An 18250-nucleotide genomic window follows, 5' to 3' on the forward strand; every position below is an offset into this window, starting at 1 on the left:
CAATGTGGGAGCTGGCTGGCCTGCTCCCACATTTAGATTGAAGTGAGTTTGGCAGCCAATGCCTTAGCCTGAATCGCCACGTCGGTCACCGCCGTGCTCTCCCACCACATCCCCCGCAACGGCGGGCCCATGGCGAACAGGCGCCCGCTGACATTGCCTTCGGCATCCACCACCGCCCCCGACACATCCGCCGCAACCCCCAACGCCAGCGGCCCAGGCTGGATCAGCCCGCGCTTGAGCAATTGCTGCGGCAATGGCCTGGCCACGCGGCGCCAGTCGTATTCAATGCCGCTGGAGTTGATCAACGCCGCCCCTGACACCTGGGTCACAACCTGTTCACCCCGACGCCGTAAATGGATGGTTACGCCATCCGGCGAACCCACCAAGCCCTTGAACGACGCTGCCTGAACCCGCAACCGCCCTTCCCCCTGCAAGCGCGCCACCAGCTGCGCGCTCAATGGCGGTGAACGGTGGTGATGGCTTTCCCACCACGGCCGTACATGGCGCACGAACTGACGTTTCTCGCCTTCGCTGGCCTGGCTCCACAAACGGCCGATATGCGCACGCACGGTGTCCAGCGGCGCCTGCCAATCGATGCCCTGGGCCTGCGCAATCCGGCACTGGCGGCGTACCTCGCGCAGCAGTTGCCTCGGGCTGCGCAGACTATGGTCGGCAGCCAGAAAATCTTCCCAGCTCGGGGGCTGGCGGCGTACATGGGGCAGCAGACCATGGCGCGAGAACACCTCGATCGGCCCACGATGGCCCGCCTGCGCCAGCGACACCACGGCGTCCACCATGGTCAGCCCGGAACCGATGATCAACACCGCCGATTGCGGGTCGATCTGGGTCATCGCCTGCACATCCCACGGGTCCACCGCCGCAGCGTTCAATCCGCTGGACTCAGTCTGCGGCGTACGTGCCGCCGGGAACATGCCGGTGGCCAATACCGCATAGGCGCCGCGCAGTTGCTGGCCGTTATCGAGCGTGAGCACGGTGGACGTCTCATCCACTTGCAGGTCGACCCCTTCGCCACACACATGCTCGACAGTGGAGGCTGACAGCGCCCGGGCTTCGGCCAGCCGCTGCTGCGCGTACAGCCCAAAAATCCCGCGCGGCGGGAACAGTTCGCTGATCGGTACGTGCTGCTGATCCGATTCCGGCCAACCGCCGGCGCCGATGTAGTCAGTGAGCCACTGGGTCAGGTCATCGGCATTGTCCGGGTCGACACTCATGCGCGCGGCATTGCCGTTCAAGGTGTGGCCCAGCTCGACCGCACTGTAGGCCTCGCCACGGCCCAGCTCGGCGCGGGGCTCGATCACCAGGATGCGACGCTGCCCGGGCAGGCGCAGCAGTTGCACGGCGAGCAGCGTGCCGCTCAGGCCGCCGCCGATGATCAACACATCAGCGTCGCGGATGGATTCAGTCATGCACGTTCGCCCTTACTGTTTACCCAGATAAATATCATGCAAATCGCCGCGTGCCAGCAACTCAGCGGCGCTGCCGCTCAAGACCACGCGCCCAGTATCCAGCACGTAACCCTGGGACGCATAGCTAAGCGCGACGTTGATGTTCTGCTCGGCGATCAGGAAGCTCACCTGCTGCTCGCGGTTGAGCTGCGCGATGATCTCGAAAATCTCCTGCACGATCATCGGCGCCAACCCCATGGAGGGCTCGTCGAGCAGCACCAACGTAGGGCGGGTCATCAACGCGCGGCCGATGGCGACCATCTGCTGCTCGCCGCCGGAGGTCAGCCCGGCGCGGGTCTGGCGTTTGGTCTTGAGCCGCGGGAACCAGGAGTAGATGCGTTCCAGGTCGTGCTCCAGGTCCTTGCGGCTCAGGCGCCGCACAAAGCCGCCACTGCGCAGGTTGTCTTCCACGCTCAGTTGGCCGAATACATGCCGGCCTTCCAGCACGTGGACCATGCCCTGGCGCACGCGCTGGCTGGGGTCGATGCCGGCCAGGTCGCGGCCCGCATACTCGATCACGCCCCGGCTGACCTCGGCGCGTTCGGCTCGCACCAACCCCGAGATTGCCTTGAGCGTGGTGCTCTTGCCCGCGCCATTGGCGCCGAGCAAGGCGACGATGGCGCCCTTGGGCACGCTCAATGACACCCCGGCCACCGCCAGGATCGCGCCGTCGTAGATGACTTCAATATCATTGACCGTCAGCAGCGACGGCTGCGCAGGTTCAGCGGCGAGCTGGCTCATGGTTTATTCATCCCCGGTGCAGGTGCGTGGCGTCAGGCCTTTTTCCTTCGCAAACGCGGCGGACTTCTCATCGATCAGCGGGCGCAATAGCGCGCGGTCGGCGGCGATCCAGTCGCTGATCAGCGTCCAGTTGGCGCCGTCCCACTGCTGCACCCGCGCCGAGCCGCCGCCTTCATGGTCGCGGCACGACAGCTTGAGGTTCTGCATCAGGCCCAGGTAACCCATGCCCTTCAATCGAGCGTCGTCGATGTTCAAGTGTTCCAGGCCCCAGCGGCCTTCTTCGCCGTTGAGTGGGCGCTTGCCGAATTTGGCCTGGCCGGTGCGGATCGCTTCCACGGCCACGGCGGCATTCACCAGGCCTGAGTTGTAGTAGACGCTGCCGAAGTTTTTCAGGTCCTTGAGGTCGCTGTGGCCCTTGTCGAGGATGTATTGCTTGAGGCGTTTGTGGATCTCAAAATCGCTGCCTGCCGGGTAAGGCGTCAGCGCCAGATAACCTTTGGCGGAAGCGCCGGCGGGCAGTACGTCTTCGCTGGAGCTGGCCCAGATATCGCCGATGATATGGTCGACCGGGAAGCCAAAGCGTGCGGCGGTTTTCACCGCCACGGGCGTGGATACGCCCCAGGTGCGCAGGAACACCCAGTCCGGATTCGCCTGGCGCACCTGACGCCATTGCGCCGATTGCTCGTTGCCCGGGTCGGCCACTGGAATCTGGATATTTTCAAAGCCGTATTTCTCCGCCAGCAACTTCAGCGGGCCGAGGGTTTCGCGACCATAGGCCGAGTCGTGATAAACCGTGGCGATCTTCTTGCCCTTGAGTTTGTCGAAGCCACCTTCGCGCTGGGCGATGTAGTTCACCAAGGTCGAGGCTTCGCTGTAGAAGGTCAGCATCACCGGAAAGTTATACGGGAACACCGTGCCGTCGGTGGCCTCGGTGCGGCCGTAACCGAGGGTGATCAGCGGGATCTTGTCCACCTCGGCACGCTCACTCAGCGCGTACGCCGCCGGGGCGCCATTGGGTTGATACACCGCGACCGGCGCGCCATCCAGGCCATTCTTGAAGCGCTCGTAGCACTCGATGCCCTTCTCCGCCGTCCACTCGGTCTCGCACTCCTGCCACACCAGTTTCACCCCATTGATGCCGCCTTCGACCTCGTTGATGTAACGCAGGTAGTCGATCATCCCGGCCCACACCTGCACGCCGCTGGACGCGTACGCGCCCACACGGTAGGTGGCCAGGGGAATGAATTGCTGGTCGGGCGAGGCCATCGCCTGAGGCACAGCGCCCGCCAATGCGGCCAGCGCGAAGGCGGCGCCGACCAGGGAACGTTTCAAGGTTGCACGCATGTTGGATTCTCTTGAGGGAATGTTAGAAGCGCAGCGGCCACTGCCGCAGACGGTCACGCAGGTTGTGCAACAGGCGAATCAACCCCTCGGGTTCCTTGATCAGGAACACGATGATCAGCACGCCAAAGATGATTTTCTGCAGGTTCTGCAACTGCCCCGCATCCACCGAGCCACCGAGCAACGCCTGGCCTGCATGGCTGAGAAAAATCGGCAGCAAACTGATGAAGGCCGCGCCGACAAAGTTGCCGGCGATGCTGCCCATGCCGCCGATAATGATGATGAACAGGATCTGGAACGAGCGGTTGATATCAAAGCTGCTGGCGCTGGCCGTGCCCAGGTAGGCGAAGGCCCACAGCGCGCCGGCAATGCCTAAATAGAACGAGCTGACAGCGAACGCCAGGCGCTTGTAGCGCACCACTGGGATGCCGACCACGGCGGCGGCGGTGTCCATGTCGCGGATCGCCATCCAGTTGCGCCCGACCTGGCTGCGCACCAGATTCACGGCGGTCCAGGTCAACAACAGCACCGTGATCAGGGTCAGCAAGTAGCGCCCCAACGGCGTGTTGAGGTCATGCCCGAACAGCGCCAGTTTTGGCGCGGAAATGGTCCCCGAGGAGCCGTAGTTGTAGAACCAGGGAAATTTGACGAACAGCCACTCCAGGAAGAATTGAGCCGCCAACGTGGTGACCATCAGGTAGAAACCCTTGATTCGCGAGCTGGGCAAACCGAACAACAGCCCCACCAGTGCGCTGATAATGCCCCCACCGAGCAGCGCCACCGGCAAACCCAACTCCGGCAGACGCAACACAAAGCCGTAGGTGGCAAACGCGCCGACGGCCATGAAACCCGCCGCGCCCACCGAGGTTTGCCCGGTGTAGCCGGTCAACAGGTTAAGGCCCAACCCAGCCAGGGACAGCACTAGGAACGGGATCAGGATCGCGTTGAGCCAATAGTCATTGCCCCACAGCGGCACCACGATAAAAGCCAGCGCCAACAGGCCAAGCAGGCCCCACGGCACGCGCCGCTGGATCAACACTAACGGCGCGGTTTCTTGAGCAACGGGAATCGACATGGTTTCAGACTCGCTCGATGGCGCGCTCGCCGAACAGGCCGGCGGGACGGATATACAGGAAGGCCAGGGCCAATACGTAAGCGAACCACGGCGTGATACCGCCGCCGATCAACGGGCCGATATACACCTCGGCGAGGTTCTCCGCCGCGCCGACAATCAGCCCGCCGACAATCGCCCCACCAATCGAGGTAAAGCCGCCGATGATCAATACCGGCAAGGCCTTGAGCACCACCAGCGACAGCGAAAACTGCACACCCTGGCGCGCGCCCCACAACAGCCCCGCCACCAGCCCGACCACACCGGCCACGGCCCAGACGATCTGCCAGATGCGGTTGAGGTTGATGCCGATGGACAGCGCCGCCGTGGTGTCATCCGCCACCGCGCGCAACGACACGCCGATGCGGGTCTTGTTGAACAGCAGCGCCAACACCGTGACCAGCACCACCGCAGCCGCTGCGGCGATCAGGTCGAACTGGCTGAGCATCAGCGGCCCGACAAACAGCGGCACGTCGTCGATGCCCAAATCCAGCGCGCGCACCTGCGAGCCCATCAAGCCTTGGGCCAGGCCTTCGATAATGAACGACAGGCCCAAGGTAGCCATGAACAGCGTGATCTGCGAACGGTTGACCAGCGGGCGCAACACCAGCCGTTCGATGAGCAAGGCGCCGACGATCATCACGATCACCGTCAGCAGCAGCGCCAGGGCGAACGGCACGCCTTGGTCATGCAGGCTGACAAAGGTCAGCGCGGCGAACAGCAGCATCGAGCCCTGGGCGAAGTTGAACACGCCGCTGGCCTTGTAGATCAGCACGAAGCCGATGGCGACCAGCGAGTACAGGGTGCCGGCGAGCAGGCCGCCGAGCAGGGTTTCAAAGAAGAAGGTCATCAGTGCACCACGCCCAGGTAGGCTGCGATCACCTCGGGGTTGGCCTGTACCTCGGCCGGCGTGCCATCGCCGACCTTGCGCCCGTAATCGAGCACCACCACGTGGTCGGACAGGCTCATGACCACACCCATGTCGTGTTCGATCAACACCACGGTGGTGCCGAGGTCGCGGTTCACGTCGGCGACGAAGCGCGCCATTTCCTGTTTTTCCTCGGCATTCATCCCGGCCATGGGCTCGTCGAGCAGCAACAGGCTGGGGCCTGCGATCAACGCCCGGCCCAGCTCCACACGCTTTTGCAGGCCGTAGGACAGGTTGCCCACCAGCACGTCGCGATGGGCTTGCAGCTCGAGGAATTCGAGGATGCCTTGGGCGCGCAGGCGGAAAGCTCCAGCCTCACGCCGGGCGCGGGGCAAGCCTAGGGCCTGTTCGATAAAGGTGCTGCGCATATGCCGCGACAGGCCGGTGAGGATGTTGTCGAGCACGCTCATCTTCTTGAACAGCGCGTTGTTCTGGAACGTGCGGCCGATGCCTCGGCGCGCGGCGCCCAACGGGTCGATGCGGTGGAAGTGGTGTTGCTCAAACACGATCTCGCCGGCATCAAAGCGATACACGCCGTTGAGCACATTGAGTAACGAGCTCTTGCCCGCACCATTTGGCCCGATCAACGCGCAGATTTCGCCGCGCTGCACGTCAAACGACAACGCATTGATGGCCTTGACGCCTTTGAACGACAGCGAAATATCTCGCACCTGGAGAATGGCCTGGCTCATGCGATGTCCCGTTTTAATTCAGCCAGCCACACCGACTCGGCCGTGGATTTAAGCGGTTGCCAGATATACGACAGACGCTGGAAGCCGAGCAGCCTGCGCACGCGGCTTTTCAGCAACTGGCGCAGGCCGCTTTGCGGGTGGGCGATGGCCCAGTCGCACAGGCGTCGGCGCCACGTGCCGTGGGGTGCGAGGCGGCTTTCGATGTCGTCGGCCAGGTGCTGCAAACGCTCGGGCGACAGCAGCAAGCCCGTCGGCGCAACTTCACTGCGATCACGCCGGGCCGAGCCAGAGCTTTCGGGAAAGGCCAGGCCGTGGCCGCTGTTCAGCCACTGTTCCAGCACCACCGCCAACCCGCCTTGCCAATGGGTGCCCTCCTCGCTCCACAACGCGGTTTCAGCGCTGGGTTGCCACCAGCGATGCAGGTGCTGCGCCGGGTCTACGGGGCCGAGCAGTTGGGCGAAATCCACCGGGTTGGCGGACTGCCAGTGCCGCACTTGCTGGCGGCCCTGCGCATAAGAATGGGTGGGGCGAATGCGCCACAGCTGTTGGTACAGCACCTCGGGCTCAAGGTTATCGGCCAGGGTCAGTACCTGCCCGCCGATGGACTGAGCGGCCAAGGCCAACAGCAACAGGTTCGGCTCGAAAGCGCCGCTGAGGGCCAACCGCGATTGCTCGTTGAAGCCCTGCTGACGCAAGCCATCTGCCAGGCGCTCGACATCGCGCAAAGTGTCTATCCAGCGCCAGGCATACCACTGGCCCTGGCGCTTATGGCGCAAGGCAGTGTGCAGCGGGGTGATCTGCGCCCAGTGGTGCAGTTGTTCCAGGGCCTTGGGCAGATTGCCAAGCAGCTCGGCGGGCCATTCCAGGGCCAGCGGACGTTTGAGTTCGTGCACGCTCATAGGGGTAATGCTCCTATTGGGTGGTTAAGCGTGCGGTGGTCCGCTGGCTGAGTTATTTGGATCAATACCGATCAACTGCGGGAGCTGGCTTGCCTGCTCCCACATTGAGCGAGGTGTTTCAGTTAGAGGGTGGTGGCCTTGAGGTCGCGATAACCGACGCCCGGGTGGTTCGCCCCCAGCCGCGCGCCGTCGCCGAACAGCTTTTCGCGCAAGGTGCCCGGGGCGTATTCGGTCTTGTACACACCGCGCTTTTGCAGCTCCGGCACCAGCAGGTCGACGGCGTCGATGAAGGTTTCGTGGGTCAGTGCATAGGCCAGGTTGAAGCCGTCCACGTCGGTCTCTTCGACCCATTCCTGCAGCAGGTCCGCTACCGTCTCAGGGCCGCCGACGAACAGTGGGCCAAAGCCGCCGATGCCGACCCAGTCGGCCAGCTCGTTCGGCGTCCAGACCTTGTTTGGGTCGGCCGTAGAGAAGGCTTCCACTGCCGATTGAATGGCGTTGGTGTGCACGTGCTTGAGCGGCTCATCCGGTTTGAACTGGCTGAAGTCGATCCCGGTCCAGCCGGAGATCAACGCCATCGCGCCTTCATAGCTGACGTAGGATTTGTATTCCTCAAACTTGGCCTTGGCCTTCGCGTCGGTCTCGCCGACGATCACGGTCTGCAAGTTGAAGATGAGGATTTTCTTCGGGTCACGCCCAGCGTCGGCCGCGCGGCGGCGGATATCGGCCACGGTCTTTTTCAGCAGCACCTTGGACGGCGCGGCGACGAACACGCACTCGGCTTGCTCGGCGGCAAACTGCTTGCCACGGCTGGACGCTCCCGCCTGGTAGAGCACCGGCGTGCGCTGTGGCGAGGGTTCGCACAAATGAATGCCGGGCACCTGGAAGTGTTTGCCGACATGGCGGATCTCGTGGATTTTGCTCGGATCGCTGAAAAATCGGCGTTCGCGATCACGCACTACCGCGCCCTCTTCCCAGCTGCCTTCCCAGAGCTTGTAGCAAACCTCCAAGTATTCCTCAGCGTAGTCGTAGCGCGCGTCGTGTTCGGTTTGGGCTTTCTGGCCGAGGTTCTTCGCGCCGCTTTCCAGATACGAGGTGACGATGTTCCAGCCGACGCGGCCCTTGGTCAGGTGGTCGAGGGTTGAAAGCCTGCGGGCGAACGGATACGGATGCTCGAACGACAACGAGGCGGTCAGGCCGAACCCCAGGTGTTCGGTGACCAACGCCATCGGCGCGATCAATGACAACGGATCGTTGACCGGCACCTGCGCGGCCTGGCGAATCGCCGCGTCACCGTTGCCGTTGTACACGTCATAGATGCCCAGCACGTCGGCGATAAACAGGCCGTCGAACTTGCCGCGCTCGAGGATTTTCGCCAGGTCGGTCCAGTATTCGAGGTCTTTGTACTGCCACGAACGGTCACGCGGGTGCGCCCACAGGCCCGGAGACTGGTGGCCGACGCAGTTCATGTCGAAGGCATTCAAGCGGATTTCACGGGACATCAAAGCACTCCGTTGAGGTGGTAGTTGCCGACAATCTGGTATTTCCAGCGCAACGGATCATCAAGGCTGGGCGGCAGCGCGGTGCGTTGGCCGGTGAGTTCGAATTCGGTGTTGCTGGCGAAGATCAGCGCTTCGGCGGCAGCGATTTGCGCTTCGGTAGAGGCGACGGGGCTTGGGTGAGTGTCGGCGCGCTCCAGCAAGGCGGCGGCCACATCGACACGGATCTGCCAATCGCCGAAACGGCTGATCACGTAGGGGTCGTCGCTTTTCTCAACCGTGCGGCGAGTGTCTTCCAGCAGTTGGCGAGCTTGATTCAGTGCAGTCATGGGGCAGGCTCCTCAGTTCCAGGCGTGGCGCGCGGGCTTCACGCCGTTGAGCACGAAGTTGCCGATCAGGTGGTATTTCCAGCGGGCCGGGTCGTGCAGGGTGTGGGTGCGCGCGTTGCGCCAGAAGCGGTCGAGGTTGTGCTTGCCGGTCACCGAGCGCGTGCCGGCCAGTTCGAAGAGCTTGCTGCTGGCGAGCAAGGCAGTTTCGGCCGACAAGACTTTGGCCTGGGCAACGACCAGCGAAGCGTGAGCCACCGTGTCTTCATTCGGTTCGGCCAAGGCGAGGTCGACCGCCTTGCCGGCCTTGGCGAGGATGTCTTCGGTGCCGTGCACACGCCATTGCAGATCGCCGATAGCGGCGATGGTGAACGGGTCTTGCCAGCCGTGTTCCTGCTGGCTGTCGATCCATGGGCGGGCCTGACGCGCGTAGATTTTTGCCTGCTCCAGCGCGCCAAGGGCGATGCCGGTGTCGACCGCCGCCTGGATAATCTGCGAAATCGGGCCATTGGCGGTGGGTTGGTCAAAGGCCAGGTGGGCCGGAATCACCGCCGTGCGGGGCACGGTCACGCCGTCGAGGGTCACGCCACCGCTGGCGGTGGTGCGCTGGCCGAAGCCATCCCAGCTATCAATCACAGTGAGGCCCGGCGCATCACGCTCGACGAAAGCAATAAAAGCCTGATCGTTTTCGTTATTGCCGACGGTGGGCACGATATGCGCGAACAACGCGCCGGTGCAGTAGAACTTCTCGCCGTTGATTTGTGCGGTGTCGCCGTCAAAACGAATCTGGGTATCGAAAGTGCCGGCGTTTTTGCTCTTGGCTTCGGAGAAGGCATTGCCGAAGCGGTAACCCGCCAAGACCTTGCCGAAGTAGTGCAGCTTTTGTTCCTCGCTGGCGGTTTGCAGCAGGATGTCGACGACGCCAAGGTGGTTTTGCGGTATTTGCCCCAGTGAGGGATCGGCGGCGGAGATCAATTTGATCACCTCTGCCACCGTCACATAGGACACCTCGGCGCCGCCGTAGGCCTTGGGAATGGTGATGCCCCACAGGCCGCTGGCAGAGAACGCCTCGAGTTCGTCCACGGGCAGGCGCCGCTCGCGGTCGCGCACGCTGGCGTCGATGGCGAAGCGGGCGGCCAAGCGCGTGGCAACCTCAATGGCTTCGGCATCCGAGCGGATGATATGGGCAGGGTGTTGAGGGTGGGCTGACATGGGCCGACTCCAGGCTCCGAGGGGGTACTGGAGTGTTTGCAGGAGTCGTGCCTGAATTTAATCGCCAATAAAATCAGCAGGTTGCTGAATAAATAAGGCTATTTGGCGCGCTTCAAAGCAGCAAAGTGTCCATCCACTGTTGCCGGGTAAACAGTTAGATCACCACATTGCGCACAAAGCGCACCGCCACCTCACCCTCATTGCGATAGGCATGGGCCTGGCGACTGGCGAACATATAAAACTCACCGGCGGCGACGTGTTTTTCTTCGTCATCAAGGATCAGGGTCAGGCGGCCTTCGAACACAAACAGCTGCACGCTCCAGCCGTCCGGGTCGGGTTCCGGGCTGTAGCGGTCACCCGGCTCCAGGCGCATCTCCCACAATTCCACTTCGCGTCGAGCGGTGGCCTTGGCCAGCAACACGGCTTTACTGCCGGGGATGTCACCGGCCCAAGCCAGTTCGTTGATGCGGCTATGGTCGAGCGCATCGGGGGCCTGGATCAGGTCGCTGAAGGCCACGTCCAATGCCTCGGCCACGCGGTCCAGGGTCGACAGGCTGACGTTCTTCTCCCCGGCTTCGATGGCCACCAGCATGCGCCGACTGACCCCGGACTTTTCCGATAGCGCGGTCTGGCTCATGTCGGCAGCATGCCGCAGACGACGGACGTTCTGGCTGACGTGTTGCAGGACCGATGCCCGTTGTGGATTTTCTTTGTGCACTATATTGCTCATGAGGTAGGTGTGCGCAGTATACTGCCCAGCGTGCGGCGCATTGTGCGGTCCGTGCCTTTCCCTTGCAAGACCGAGCCGCCATGACAGCCCCGAACACGCCCTCACGTTTCAACCGTTTCAGCAAAGCCGAATGCATCCTGGTGGTGATCACCATGATTTGGGGCGGCACCTTTTTGCTGGTGCAACATGCGATGACCGTCAGTGGGCCGATGTTTTTCGTGGGCCTGCGGTTTGCGGCGGCGGCGATTGTGGTTGGGTTCTTTTCCTTGCGTACCCTGCGCGACCTGACCCTGTTTGAATTGAAGGCGGGCGCTTTCATCGGCACCTCGATCATGTTCGGCTACGGCATGCAGACCATCGGCCTGCAGACGATTCCGAGCAGCCAATCGGCGTTTATCACGGCGCTGTATGTGCCCTGTGTACCGCTGTTGCAGTGGCTGGTGCTGGGCCGTCGCCCAGGGCTGATGCCGGCCATCGGCATCATGCTGGCGTTTACCGGGTTGATGCTGCTCACTGGCCCGGCCGGCGCATCGCTGAACTTCAGCCCCGGCGAAATCGCCACGCTGATCTGTGCGGTGGCGGTGGCTGCCGAGATCATCTTGATCAGCGCGTTTGCCGGGCAGGTGGATGTGCGCCGGGTGACCGTGGTGCAACTGGCCACGGCGTCGTTGCTGTCGTTCCTGATGGTGGTGCCGATGGGTGAAGCCTTGCCGGGTTTCTCCTGGCTTCTGCTGTTCAGCGCAGTGGGCCTGGGCTTGACCAGTGCGGTGATCCAGGTCGCGATGAACTGGGCGCAGCAGAGTGTTTCACCGACACGTGCCACCTTGATCTATGCCGGTGAGCCGGTGTGGGCCGGTGTAGTTGGGCGGATTGCCGGGGAGCGCTTCCCGCCGATTGCGATGGTCGGGGCCGCGCTGATTGTGGCGGCGGTGATTGTGAGTGAATTGAAAACGAAGGGGCAGAAGGCGCTCGAACTGCAAGCTGAGAGGGAACAGGAACAGCAAGGGTAAGGTCAGACTGCTGGCGATGGCTGTCAGATCGCCATCGCGGGCAAGCCCGACTCCCACAGTGTGGGGTGTCGCTGGCTGGAATGGGTTCACCTGAAACAATGCTAAATCGGGGTTTTCAGCCTACTTTGTAGGATCCTGCCACATCTTGCCGTTTGGTGATCGAGAAAGCGGCACGTATGATGCATCCCAAACTCCCGCAGATTAGAAGCCTATGTCCCTGATAGTTCTACTGCTTCTGCCTTTTATTGGCAGCTGTCTGGCGGCCTTGCTGCCGCACAATGCACGTAACACCGAATCCCTGTTGGCCGGCCTTGTAGCTCTGGTCGGCACCATTCAAGTCGCCCTGCTCTACCCCCAGATCGCCCACGGTGGCGTGATCCGCGAAGAATTCATGTGGTTGCCCAGCCTTGGGCTGAACTTCGTGTTGCGCATGGATGGTTTTGCCTGGCTGTTCTCGATGCTGGTGCTGGGCATCGGCACGCTGGTGGCGCTGTACGCGCGTTACTACATGTCGCCGGACGACCCGGTGCCGCGTTTCTTCGCGTTTTTCCTGGCCTTCATGGGCGCCATGCTCGGGCTGGTGATTTCCGGCAACCTGATCCAGATCGTGTTCTTCTGGGAACTGACCAGCCTGTTCTCGTTCCTGTTGATCGGCTATTGGCACCATCGCGCCGATGCCAGGCGCGGTGCCTATATGGCGCTGATGGTCACCGGTGCGGGCGGCCTGTGCCTGCTGGCGGGCGTGATGCTGCTGGGGCATATCGTCGGCAGCTACGACCTGGACCAGGTGCTGGCGGCGGGCGACCAGATTCGCGCGCACTCGCTGTACCCGGTCATGCTGGCCCTGGTGCTGATCGGCGCTTTGAGCAAAAGTGCACAGTTCCCGTTCCACTTCTGGCTGCCCCACGCGATGGCGGCGCCGACCCCGGTTTCAGCCTACCTGCACTCGGCGACGATGGTGAAGGCCGGCGTGTTCCTGCTGGCCCGCCTGTGGCCATCGCTGTCCGGCAGCGAAGAATGGTTCTGGATCGTCGGCGGTGCCGGCGCGATCACCCTCCTCCTCGGCGCTTACTGCGCTATGTTCCAAAATGATCTCAAGGGCCTGCTGGCCTACTCCACTATCAGCCACCTCGGGCTGATCACCTTGCTGCTGGGCCTCAACAGCCCACTGGCCGCCGTCGCTGCGGTATTCCATATTCTCAACCACGCCACGTTCAAGGCCTCGCTGTTCATGGCCGCGGGCATCATCGACCACGAAAGCGGCACCCGTGATATCCGCAAGCTCAGTGGCTTGGTGCGGCTGATCCCGTTTACCGCGACACTGGCGATGGTGGCCAGTGCGTCGATGGCTGGCGTGCCGTTGCTTAACGGCTTCCTGTCCAAAGAGATGTTCTTCGCCGAAACCGTATTTATCTCGTCGACCGCCTGGGTGGAAATCGCCCTGCCGGCCATTGCGACGATCGCCGGTACTTTCAGCGTGGCCTACGCCTTGCGCTTCACGGTCGATGTATTCTTCGGCCCGCCCGCGACCGACCTGCCCCACACACCCCACGAACCGCCGCGCTGGATGCGTGCACCGGTTGAGTTGCTGGTATTCACCTGCCTGCTGGTTGGCATCTTCCCGGCCCAGGTGGTCGGTTCGATCCTCGCCGCCGCCGCGCTGCCGGTGGTGGGCGGCGTACTGCCCGAGTACAGCCTGGCGATTTGGCACGGCTGGAACGCACCGATGATCATGAGCCTGGTGGCCATGTCCGGTGGCGTGGTGCTCTACCTGCTGCTGCGCAAGCAACTCAAGCGTGGCCGCTTCAAATATCCGCCGATCATCAGTTACTTCGACGGCAAGCGCATGTTCGAGCGCTGCCTGGTGGTGATGATGCGTGGCGCGCGCAAGATCGAGAAACGCATCAACACCAAGCGCCTGCAGACCCAGCTGTTCCTGCTGGTGCTGGCGGCGGTGGTCACCGGCTTGATCCCGATGCTCAACAGCGGCATCAGTTGGGGCGACCGGCCGAAGATCCCGGGTTCCATCGTGTTCGTCACCCTGTGGCTGCTGGCAATTGCCTGCGCTCTCGGCGCCGCGTGGCAAGCCAAGTATCACCGGCTGGCGGCCCTGACCATGGTCAGCGTGTGCGGCATGATGACCTGCATCACCTTCGTGTGGTTCTCAGCGCCGGACCTGGCACTGACGCAATTGGTGGTTGAAGTGGTGACCACCGTGCTGATCCTGCTGGGCCTGCGCTGGCTGCCACGGCGGATCGAAGAAGTCTCGCCACTGCCCAGCTCGCTGCGCAAGGCGCGCATTCGTCGCCTGCGTGACTTCCTGCTGTCCACCGTAGTGGGCGGCGGCATGGCGCTGCTGTCCTACGCGATGCTGACGCGCCAGACGCCCAACGACATTTCCTCGTTCTACCTGAGCCGCGCCCTGCCCGAAGGCGGCGGCAGCAATGTGGTGAATGTGATGCTTGTGGACTTCCGCGGTTTCGACACCCTCGGCGAAATCACCGTGCTCGGCGCCGTGGCACTGACGGTGTATGCGCTGCTGCGGCGCTTCCGCCCATCGAAAGAAAGCATGCAATTGCCTGCACAACAGCGCCAATTGGCGCCGGACGTGGCCACCGACCTGGTCAACCCACGCCATGCCAGCGATACGGCCCTGGGCTTCATGATGGTGCCAGCGGTGCTGGTACGCCTGCTGCTGCCGATCGCGCTGGTGGTGTCGTTCTACCTGTTCATGCGCGGCCACAACCAGCCGGGCGGCGGTTTCGTCGCAGGCCTGGTGATGTCAGTGGCGTTCATCCTGCAATACATGGTTGCCGGTACCCAGTGGGTAGAAGCGCAGATGAGCCTGCGCCCGATGCGCTGGATGGGCTTCGGCCTGCTCTCGGCAACGCTCACCGGGCTCGGCGCGTTGTTTGCCGGTTACCCGTTCCTTACCACCCACACCTGGCATTTCAGCGTGCCGGTGCTCGGCGACATCCACGTCGCCAGCGCGTTGTTCTTCGACGTCGGCGTGTACGCCATGGTCGTCGGTTCCACGCTGCTGATGCTCACCGCCCTCGGTCACCAATCCGTGCGGGCCCACAAACCGAGCAACCAGGCCAAAGTGGTTGCCGCAACGGAAGGAGCCGCCTGATGGAAGAAGTCATTGCAATTGCCATTGGGGTCCTGGCGGCCTCCGGCGTCTGGTTGATCCTGCGGCCACGGACGTTCCAAGTGGTGATGGGCCTGTGCCTGCTGTCGTATGGGGTCAACCTGTTCATTTTCAGCATGGGCAGCCTGTTTATCGGCAAGGAACCGATCATCAAGAACGGCGTGCCGCAAGACCTGCTCCACTACACCGATCCGCTGCCCCAGGCCCTGGTGCTGACGGCCATTGTGATCAGCTTCGCCATGACCGCGTTGTTCCTGGTGGTGCTGCTGGCCTCCCGGGGCCTGACCGGCACTGACCATGTAGACGGCCGGGAGCCCAAGGAATGACGTGGATGAATCAACTGATCGTCGCGCCGATCCTGCTGCCGTTGCTGACCGCCGCGCTGATGCTGATGCTCGGCGAGAAACGCCGCCCGCTGAAAGCCAAAATCAATCTGTTCTCCAGCGTCGTCGGCCTGGGCATCGCTATCCTGCTGCTGTACTTGACGCAGCAAGGCGGCCCCGGCTCGATTGGCGTGTACCTGCCGGGCAACTGGCAGGTGCCGTTCGGTATTGTGCTGGTGGTGGACCAACTGTCTTCGATGATGCTGGTGCTCACCGGGATCATCGGCGTGAGTGCGCTGCTGTTCGCCATGGCCCGCTGGGACCGAGCGGGCACCAGCTTCCATGCATTGTTCCAGATCCAGATGATGGGCCTGTACGGTGCTTTTCTCACCGCAGACCTGTTCAACCTGTTCGTGTTCTTCGAGGTGCTGCTGGCGGCGTCCTACGGTTTGATGCTGCACGGCTCGGGCCGTGCGCGGGTGTCGTCGGGGCTGCATTACATCGCCATCAACCTGCTGGCGTCGTCGCTGTTCCTGATTGGCGCAGCGATGATCTACGGGGTCACCGGCACGCTGAACTTTGCTGACCTGGCGCTGAAAATCCCGCTGGTGCCGGAAGCCGATCGCGGCCTGTTGCACGCAGGCGCGGCAATCCTGGCGACAGCCTTTCTGGCCAAAGCCGGCATGTGGCCGCTGAACTTCTGGCTGGCGCCCGCCTATTCCTCGGCCAGTGCGCCGGTGGCGGCGATGTTTGCGATCATGACCAAGGTCGGCGTGTACACCGTGCTGCGCCTGTGGACCCTATTGTTCTCCGGCCAGGCTGGTGCCTCAGCGCTGTTCGGCGGCGACTGGCTGGTGTACGGCGGCATGGCGACCATCATCTGCGCGGCGCTGGCAATGCTGGCGGCGCAGCGGCTGGAACGCATGGCGAGTTTGAGCATTCTGGTGTCGGCCGGGATCCTGCTGTCGGCCGTGGGTTTTGCCCAGCCCAGCCTGACCGCCGGCGCGTTGTTCTATCTGGTCAGCTCGACGCTGGCCTTGAGCGCGCTGTTCCTGCTGGCGGAATTGATCGAGCGTTCGCGTTCGGCCAATGACCTGCCACTGGATGAAGAAATCGATGCGCTGCCCAAAGCCATGGAATCCCTGCATCCGCGTCCCGGCGTGAACCTGGACGATGAGCAGAAAGCCGTGGTCGGCCAAGTCATTCCCTGGACCATGGCCTTCCTCGGCTTGAGCTTTGTCGCCTGTGCACTGCTGATCATCGGCATGCCGCCGCTGTCCGGGTTTATCGGCAAGCTCAGCCTGCTAAGTGCGCTGGTTAACCCTATGGGCCTGGGCAACGCAGTGGATGAGCCAATCCGCCCAGCTGCCTGGGGCTTGGTGGCGTTGCTGATTCTGTCGGGCCTGGCCTCGTTGATCGCCTTCGCGCGCTTGGGCATCCAGCGCTTCTGGACCCCGGAAGAGCGCCCCTCGCCGCTGCTGCGCCGCTATGAGTGCCTGCCGATCTTCTTCCTGCTCGGCCTGAGCATCCTGCTGACCTTCAAGGCCGAACCGTTGATGCGCTACACCCAGGCCACCGCCGATAGCCTGAACAACCCGGAACACTACGTGATGGCCGTGATGGCGACGCGCCCGATTCCGAGCCCTGAAGCCAAGGCCGCCGCCCTGGAGGTGCAGCCATGAAGCGTCTGCTCCCTGCCCCGTGGCTGTCGCTGGCGTTGTGGCTGTTGTGGCTGGTACTGAACGTGTCGGTCAGCCCCGGCAACCTGCTGCTGGGCGCATTGCTGGGCTTTCTCGCGCCGCTGCTGATGGCGCCACTGCGCCCGCTGCCGATTCGCATCCGCCGCCCTGGCGTGATCATCCGCCTGTTTTTCCTGGTGGGTCACGACGTGATCATCTCCAACCTGAAAGTGGCCTGGGGCGTGCTCACGTGCGGCTCACGAGCACCGCGCTCGCGCTTTATCAAGATCCCGCTGGACCTGCGCAATGCCAATGGCCTGGCCGTGCTCTCGATGATCACCAGCGTGACGCCTGGCACCGTCTGGTCGGAACTGGCGCTGGACCGCAGTGTTTTACTGATCCACGTGTTCGACCTGGATGATGAAGCCCAGTTTATCCAGCACTTCAAACACGCCTACGAACGGCCCCTGATGGAGATCTTCGAATGAGCGCCCTGCTCTCCAATGCGATTCTGGTCAGCCTGTTCCTGTTCTCCTTGGCGATGGCGCTGACCCTGGTGCGCCTGTTCAAAGGCCCCTCGGCCCAGGACCGGGTACTGGCGCTGGACTACCTGTACATCCTGGCGATGCTGATGATGCTGGTGCTCGGCATTCGCTACGCCAGTGACACCTACTTTGAAGCGGCGCTGCTGATTGCGCTGTTTGGCTTTGTCGGGTCGTTCGCCCTGGCGAAATTCCTGCTGCGTGGCGAGGTGATTGAATGATGCCGATATGGGTTGAAGTAATCGTGGCGGTGCTGCTGGTGCTGAGCAGCCTGTTTGCGCTGATCGGCGCGATTGGGTTGTTGCGCATGAAGGACTTTTTCCAACGTATGCACCCACCGGCATTGGCCTCGACGTTGGGCGCGTGGTGTGTGGCGCTGGCGTCGATTATCTACTTTTCGGTGCTCAAGTCCGCGCCGGTGCTGCACGGGTGGTTGATTCCGATTTTGTTGGCGATCACCGTGCCGGTGACCACCTTGCTGCTGGCGCGCACGGGGCTGTTTCGCAAGCGTATGGCGGGTGATGACGTACCCGCCGAGGTGAGTAGTCGCCGAGCTGAAGACGTATCAAAATCAGCCTAGCGACTCCATCGGCCCGCCGG

General features: G+C 62.8%; 18 protein-coding genes. 7 read left to right on the top strand and 11 right to left on the bottom strand.

What is annotated here, in order from left to right:
- Window positions 1–32 precede the first annotated feature (32 nt).
- The 11 genes from ACI77I_RS14055 to ACI77I_RS14105 form a co-directional block, all read right to left on the bottom strand.
- Window positions 33–1427, bottom strand: coding sequence for an FAD/NAD(P)-binding protein (locus tag ACI77I_RS14055; protein WP_406997796.1), 1395 nt, complete (start codon window positions 1425–1427; stop codon window positions 33–35).
- 12 nt (window positions 1428–1439) lie between these two features.
- The gene (locus ACI77I_RS14060; protein ID WP_242150656.1) at window positions 1440–2207 is read right to left on the bottom strand and encodes an ABC transporter ATP-binding protein; all 768 of its coding nucleotides are present in this window, start codon (window positions 2205–2207) and stop codon (window positions 1440–1442) included.
- A gap of 3 nt (window positions 2208–2210) precedes the next feature.
- Complete coding sequence (locus ACI77I_RS14065; RefSeq protein ID WP_094953118.1) at window positions 2211–3551, bottom strand: ABC transporter substrate-binding protein; 1341 nt, start codon at window positions 3549–3551, stop codon at window positions 2211–2213.
- 22 nt (window positions 3552–3573) lie between these two features.
- A complete protein-coding gene (locus ACI77I_RS14070) occupies window positions 3574–4623 on the bottom strand; it encodes a branched-chain amino acid ABC transporter permease (protein WP_406997797.1) in 1050 nt (349 codons plus the stop codon).
- Between the two features lie 4 nt (window positions 4624–4627).
- Window positions 4628–5509: a branched-chain amino acid ABC transporter permease gene (locus tag ACI77I_RS14075; protein WP_145164041.1), complete on the bottom strand. Its 882-nt coding sequence runs from the start codon at window positions 5507–5509 to the stop codon at window positions 4628–4630.
- The gene (locus ACI77I_RS14080) at window positions 5509–6279 is read right to left on the bottom strand and encodes an ABC transporter ATP-binding protein (RefSeq protein ID WP_094953123.1); all 771 of its coding nucleotides are present in this window, start codon (window positions 6277–6279) and stop codon (window positions 5509–5511) included. Before ACI77I_RS14080 ends, ACI77I_RS14075 begins: the two co-directional genes overlap by 1 nt.
- Window positions 6276–7178 (bottom strand): acyl-CoA synthetase, encoded by a 903-nt coding sequence (locus tag ACI77I_RS14085; RefSeq protein ID WP_406997798.1) that lies wholly within the window; start codon window positions 7176–7178, stop codon window positions 6276–6278. The genes ACI77I_RS14080 and ACI77I_RS14085 overlap by 4 nt, the downstream gene beginning before the upstream one ends.
- 122 nt (window positions 7179–7300) lie before the next feature.
- On the bottom strand, window positions 7301–8680 hold the full coding sequence (locus tag ACI77I_RS14090) for an LLM class flavin-dependent oxidoreductase (protein WP_406997799.1): 1380 nt from the start codon (window positions 8678–8680) through the stop codon (window positions 7301–7303).
- The gene (locus ACI77I_RS14095) at window positions 8680–9006 is read right to left on the bottom strand and encodes an acyl-CoA dehydrogenase (RefSeq protein WP_094953127.1); all 327 of its coding nucleotides are present in this window, start codon (window positions 9004–9006) and stop codon (window positions 8680–8682) included. The genes ACI77I_RS14090 and ACI77I_RS14095 overlap by 1 nt, the downstream gene beginning before the upstream one ends.
- 12 nt (window positions 9007–9018) lie before the next feature.
- Window positions 9019–10215, bottom strand: a complete 1197-nt coding sequence (locus ACI77I_RS14100; RefSeq protein ID WP_406997800.1) for an SfnB family sulfur acquisition oxidoreductase — start codon at window positions 10213–10215, stop codon at window positions 9019–9021.
- Between the two features lie 154 nt (window positions 10216–10369).
- Window positions 10370–10933 carry a helix-turn-helix domain-containing protein gene (locus ACI77I_RS14105; RefSeq protein ID WP_094953129.1) on the bottom strand — a complete coding sequence of 188 codons (564 nt, stop codon included), beginning with the start codon at window positions 10931–10933 and terminating at the stop codon, window positions 10370–10372.
- A gap of 92 nt (window positions 10934–11025) precedes the next feature.
- Between ACI77I_RS14105 and ACI77I_RS14110 the strand changes: the two genes are divergently transcribed.
- The 7 genes from ACI77I_RS14110 to ACI77I_RS14140 all read left to right on the top strand — a co-directional run bounded on the left by ACI77I_RS14110 (window position 11026) and on the right by ACI77I_RS14140 (window position 18230).
- Complete coding sequence (locus ACI77I_RS14110; protein ID WP_263273458.1) at window positions 11026–11955, top strand: DMT family transporter; 930 nt, start codon at window positions 11026–11028, stop codon at window positions 11953–11955.
- A 211-nt stretch (window positions 11956–12166) separates the two neighbouring features.
- Complete coding sequence (locus ACI77I_RS14115; RefSeq protein ID WP_406997801.1) at window positions 12167–15088, top strand: monovalent cation/H+ antiporter subunit A; 2922 nt, start codon at window positions 12167–12169, stop codon at window positions 15086–15088.
- Window positions 15088–15432 (top strand): Na+/H+ antiporter subunit C, encoded by a 345-nt coding sequence (locus ACI77I_RS14120; RefSeq protein ID WP_094952903.1) that lies wholly within the window; start codon window positions 15088–15090, stop codon window positions 15430–15432. Before ACI77I_RS14115 ends, ACI77I_RS14120 begins: the two co-directional genes overlap by 1 nt.
- Entirely contained in the window at window positions 15429–17111 is a 1683-nt protein-coding gene (locus ACI77I_RS14125; protein WP_094952904.1) for a monovalent cation/H+ antiporter subunit D, read from the top strand. Before ACI77I_RS14120 ends, ACI77I_RS14125 begins: the two co-directional genes overlap by 4 nt.
- The gene (locus ACI77I_RS14130; RefSeq protein ID WP_094952905.1) at window positions 17108–17596 is read left to right on the top strand and encodes a Na+/H+ antiporter subunit E; all 489 of its coding nucleotides are present in this window, start codon (window positions 17108–17110) and stop codon (window positions 17594–17596) included. The genes ACI77I_RS14125 and ACI77I_RS14130 overlap by 4 nt, the downstream gene beginning before the upstream one ends.
- A complete protein-coding gene (locus tag ACI77I_RS14135; RefSeq protein ID WP_094952906.1) occupies window positions 17593–17871 on the top strand; it encodes a K+/H+ antiporter subunit F in 279 nt (92 codons plus the stop codon). Before ACI77I_RS14130 ends, ACI77I_RS14135 begins: the two co-directional genes overlap by 4 nt.
- Window positions 17868–18230, top strand: a complete 363-nt coding sequence (locus tag ACI77I_RS14140) for a Na+/H+ antiporter subunit G (protein ID WP_094952907.1) — start codon at window positions 17868–17870, stop codon at window positions 18228–18230. The genes ACI77I_RS14135 and ACI77I_RS14140 overlap by 4 nt, the downstream gene beginning before the upstream one ends.
- The last annotated feature ends 20 nt before the right edge of the window (window positions 18231–18250 follow it).

Origin of the sequence: Pseudomonas sp. D47, from assembly GCF_045447305.1 — a bacterium.
Lineage (GTDB): Bacteria > Pseudomonadota > Gammaproteobacteria > Pseudomonadales > Pseudomonadaceae > Aquipseudomonas.

What these genes read in the sequence shown, in the direction of transcription:
- ACI77I_RS14055 (WP_406997796.1), bottom strand. Translation starts at nt 1,427, where the DNA reads ATGACTGAATCCATCCGCGACGCTGATGTGTTGATCATCGGCGGCGGC.
- ACI77I_RS14060 (WP_242150656.1), bottom strand. Translation starts at nt 2,207, where the DNA reads ATGAGCCAGCTCGCCGCTGAACCTGCGCAGCCGTCGCTGCTGACGGTC.
- ACI77I_RS14065 (WP_094953118.1), bottom strand. Translation starts at nt 3,551, where the DNA reads ATGCGTGCAACCTTGAAACGTTCCCTGGTCGGCGCCGCCTTCGCGCTG.
- ACI77I_RS14070 (WP_406997797.1), bottom strand. Translation starts at nt 4,623, where the DNA reads ATGTCGATTCCCGTTGCTCAAGAAACCGCGCCGTTAGTGTTGATCCAG.
- ACI77I_RS14075 (WP_145164041.1), bottom strand. Translation starts at nt 5,509, where the DNA reads ATGACCTTCTTCTTTGAAACCCTGCTCGGCGGCCTGCTCGCCGGCACC.
- ACI77I_RS14080 (WP_094953123.1), bottom strand. Translation starts at nt 6,279, where the DNA reads ATGAGCCAGGCCATTCTCCAGGTGCGAGATATTTCGCTGTCGTTCAAA.
- ACI77I_RS14085 (WP_406997798.1), bottom strand. Translation starts at nt 7,178, where the DNA reads ATGAGCGTGCACGAACTCAAACGTCCGCTGGCCCTGGAATGGCCCGCC.
- ACI77I_RS14090 (WP_406997799.1), bottom strand. Translation starts at nt 8,680, where the DNA reads ATGTCCCGTGAAATCCGCTTGAATGCCTTCGACATGAACTGCGTCGGC.
- ACI77I_RS14095 (WP_094953127.1), bottom strand. Translation starts at nt 9,006, where the DNA reads ATGACTGCACTGAATCAAGCTCGCCAACTGCTGGAAGACACTCGCCGC.
- ACI77I_RS14100 (WP_406997800.1), bottom strand. Translation starts at nt 10,215, where the DNA reads ATGTCAGCCCACCCTCAACACCCTGCCCATATCATCCGCTCGGATGCC.
- ACI77I_RS14110 (WP_263273458.1), top strand. Translation starts at nt 11,026, where the DNA reads ATGACAGCCCCGAACACGCCCTCACGTTTCAACCGTTTCAGCAAAGCC.
- ACI77I_RS14115 (WP_406997801.1), top strand. Translation starts at nt 12,167, where the DNA reads ATGTCCCTGATAGTTCTACTGCTTCTGCCTTTTATTGGCAGCTGTCTG.
- ACI77I_RS14120 (WP_094952903.1), top strand. Translation starts at nt 15,088, where the DNA reads ATGGAAGAAGTCATTGCAATTGCCATTGGGGTCCTGGCGGCCTCCGGC.
- ACI77I_RS14125 (WP_094952904.1), top strand. Translation starts at nt 15,429, where the DNA reads ATGACGTGGATGAATCAACTGATCGTCGCGCCGATCCTGCTGCCGTTG.
- ACI77I_RS14130 (WP_094952905.1), top strand. Translation starts at nt 17,108, where the DNA reads ATGAAGCGTCTGCTCCCTGCCCCGTGGCTGTCGCTGGCGTTGTGGCTG.
- ACI77I_RS14135 (WP_094952906.1), top strand. Translation starts at nt 17,593, where the DNA reads ATGAGCGCCCTGCTCTCCAATGCGATTCTGGTCAGCCTGTTCCTGTTC.
- ACI77I_RS14140 (WP_094952907.1), top strand. Translation starts at nt 17,868, where the DNA reads ATGATGCCGATATGGGTTGAAGTAATCGTGGCGGTGCTGCTGGTGCTG.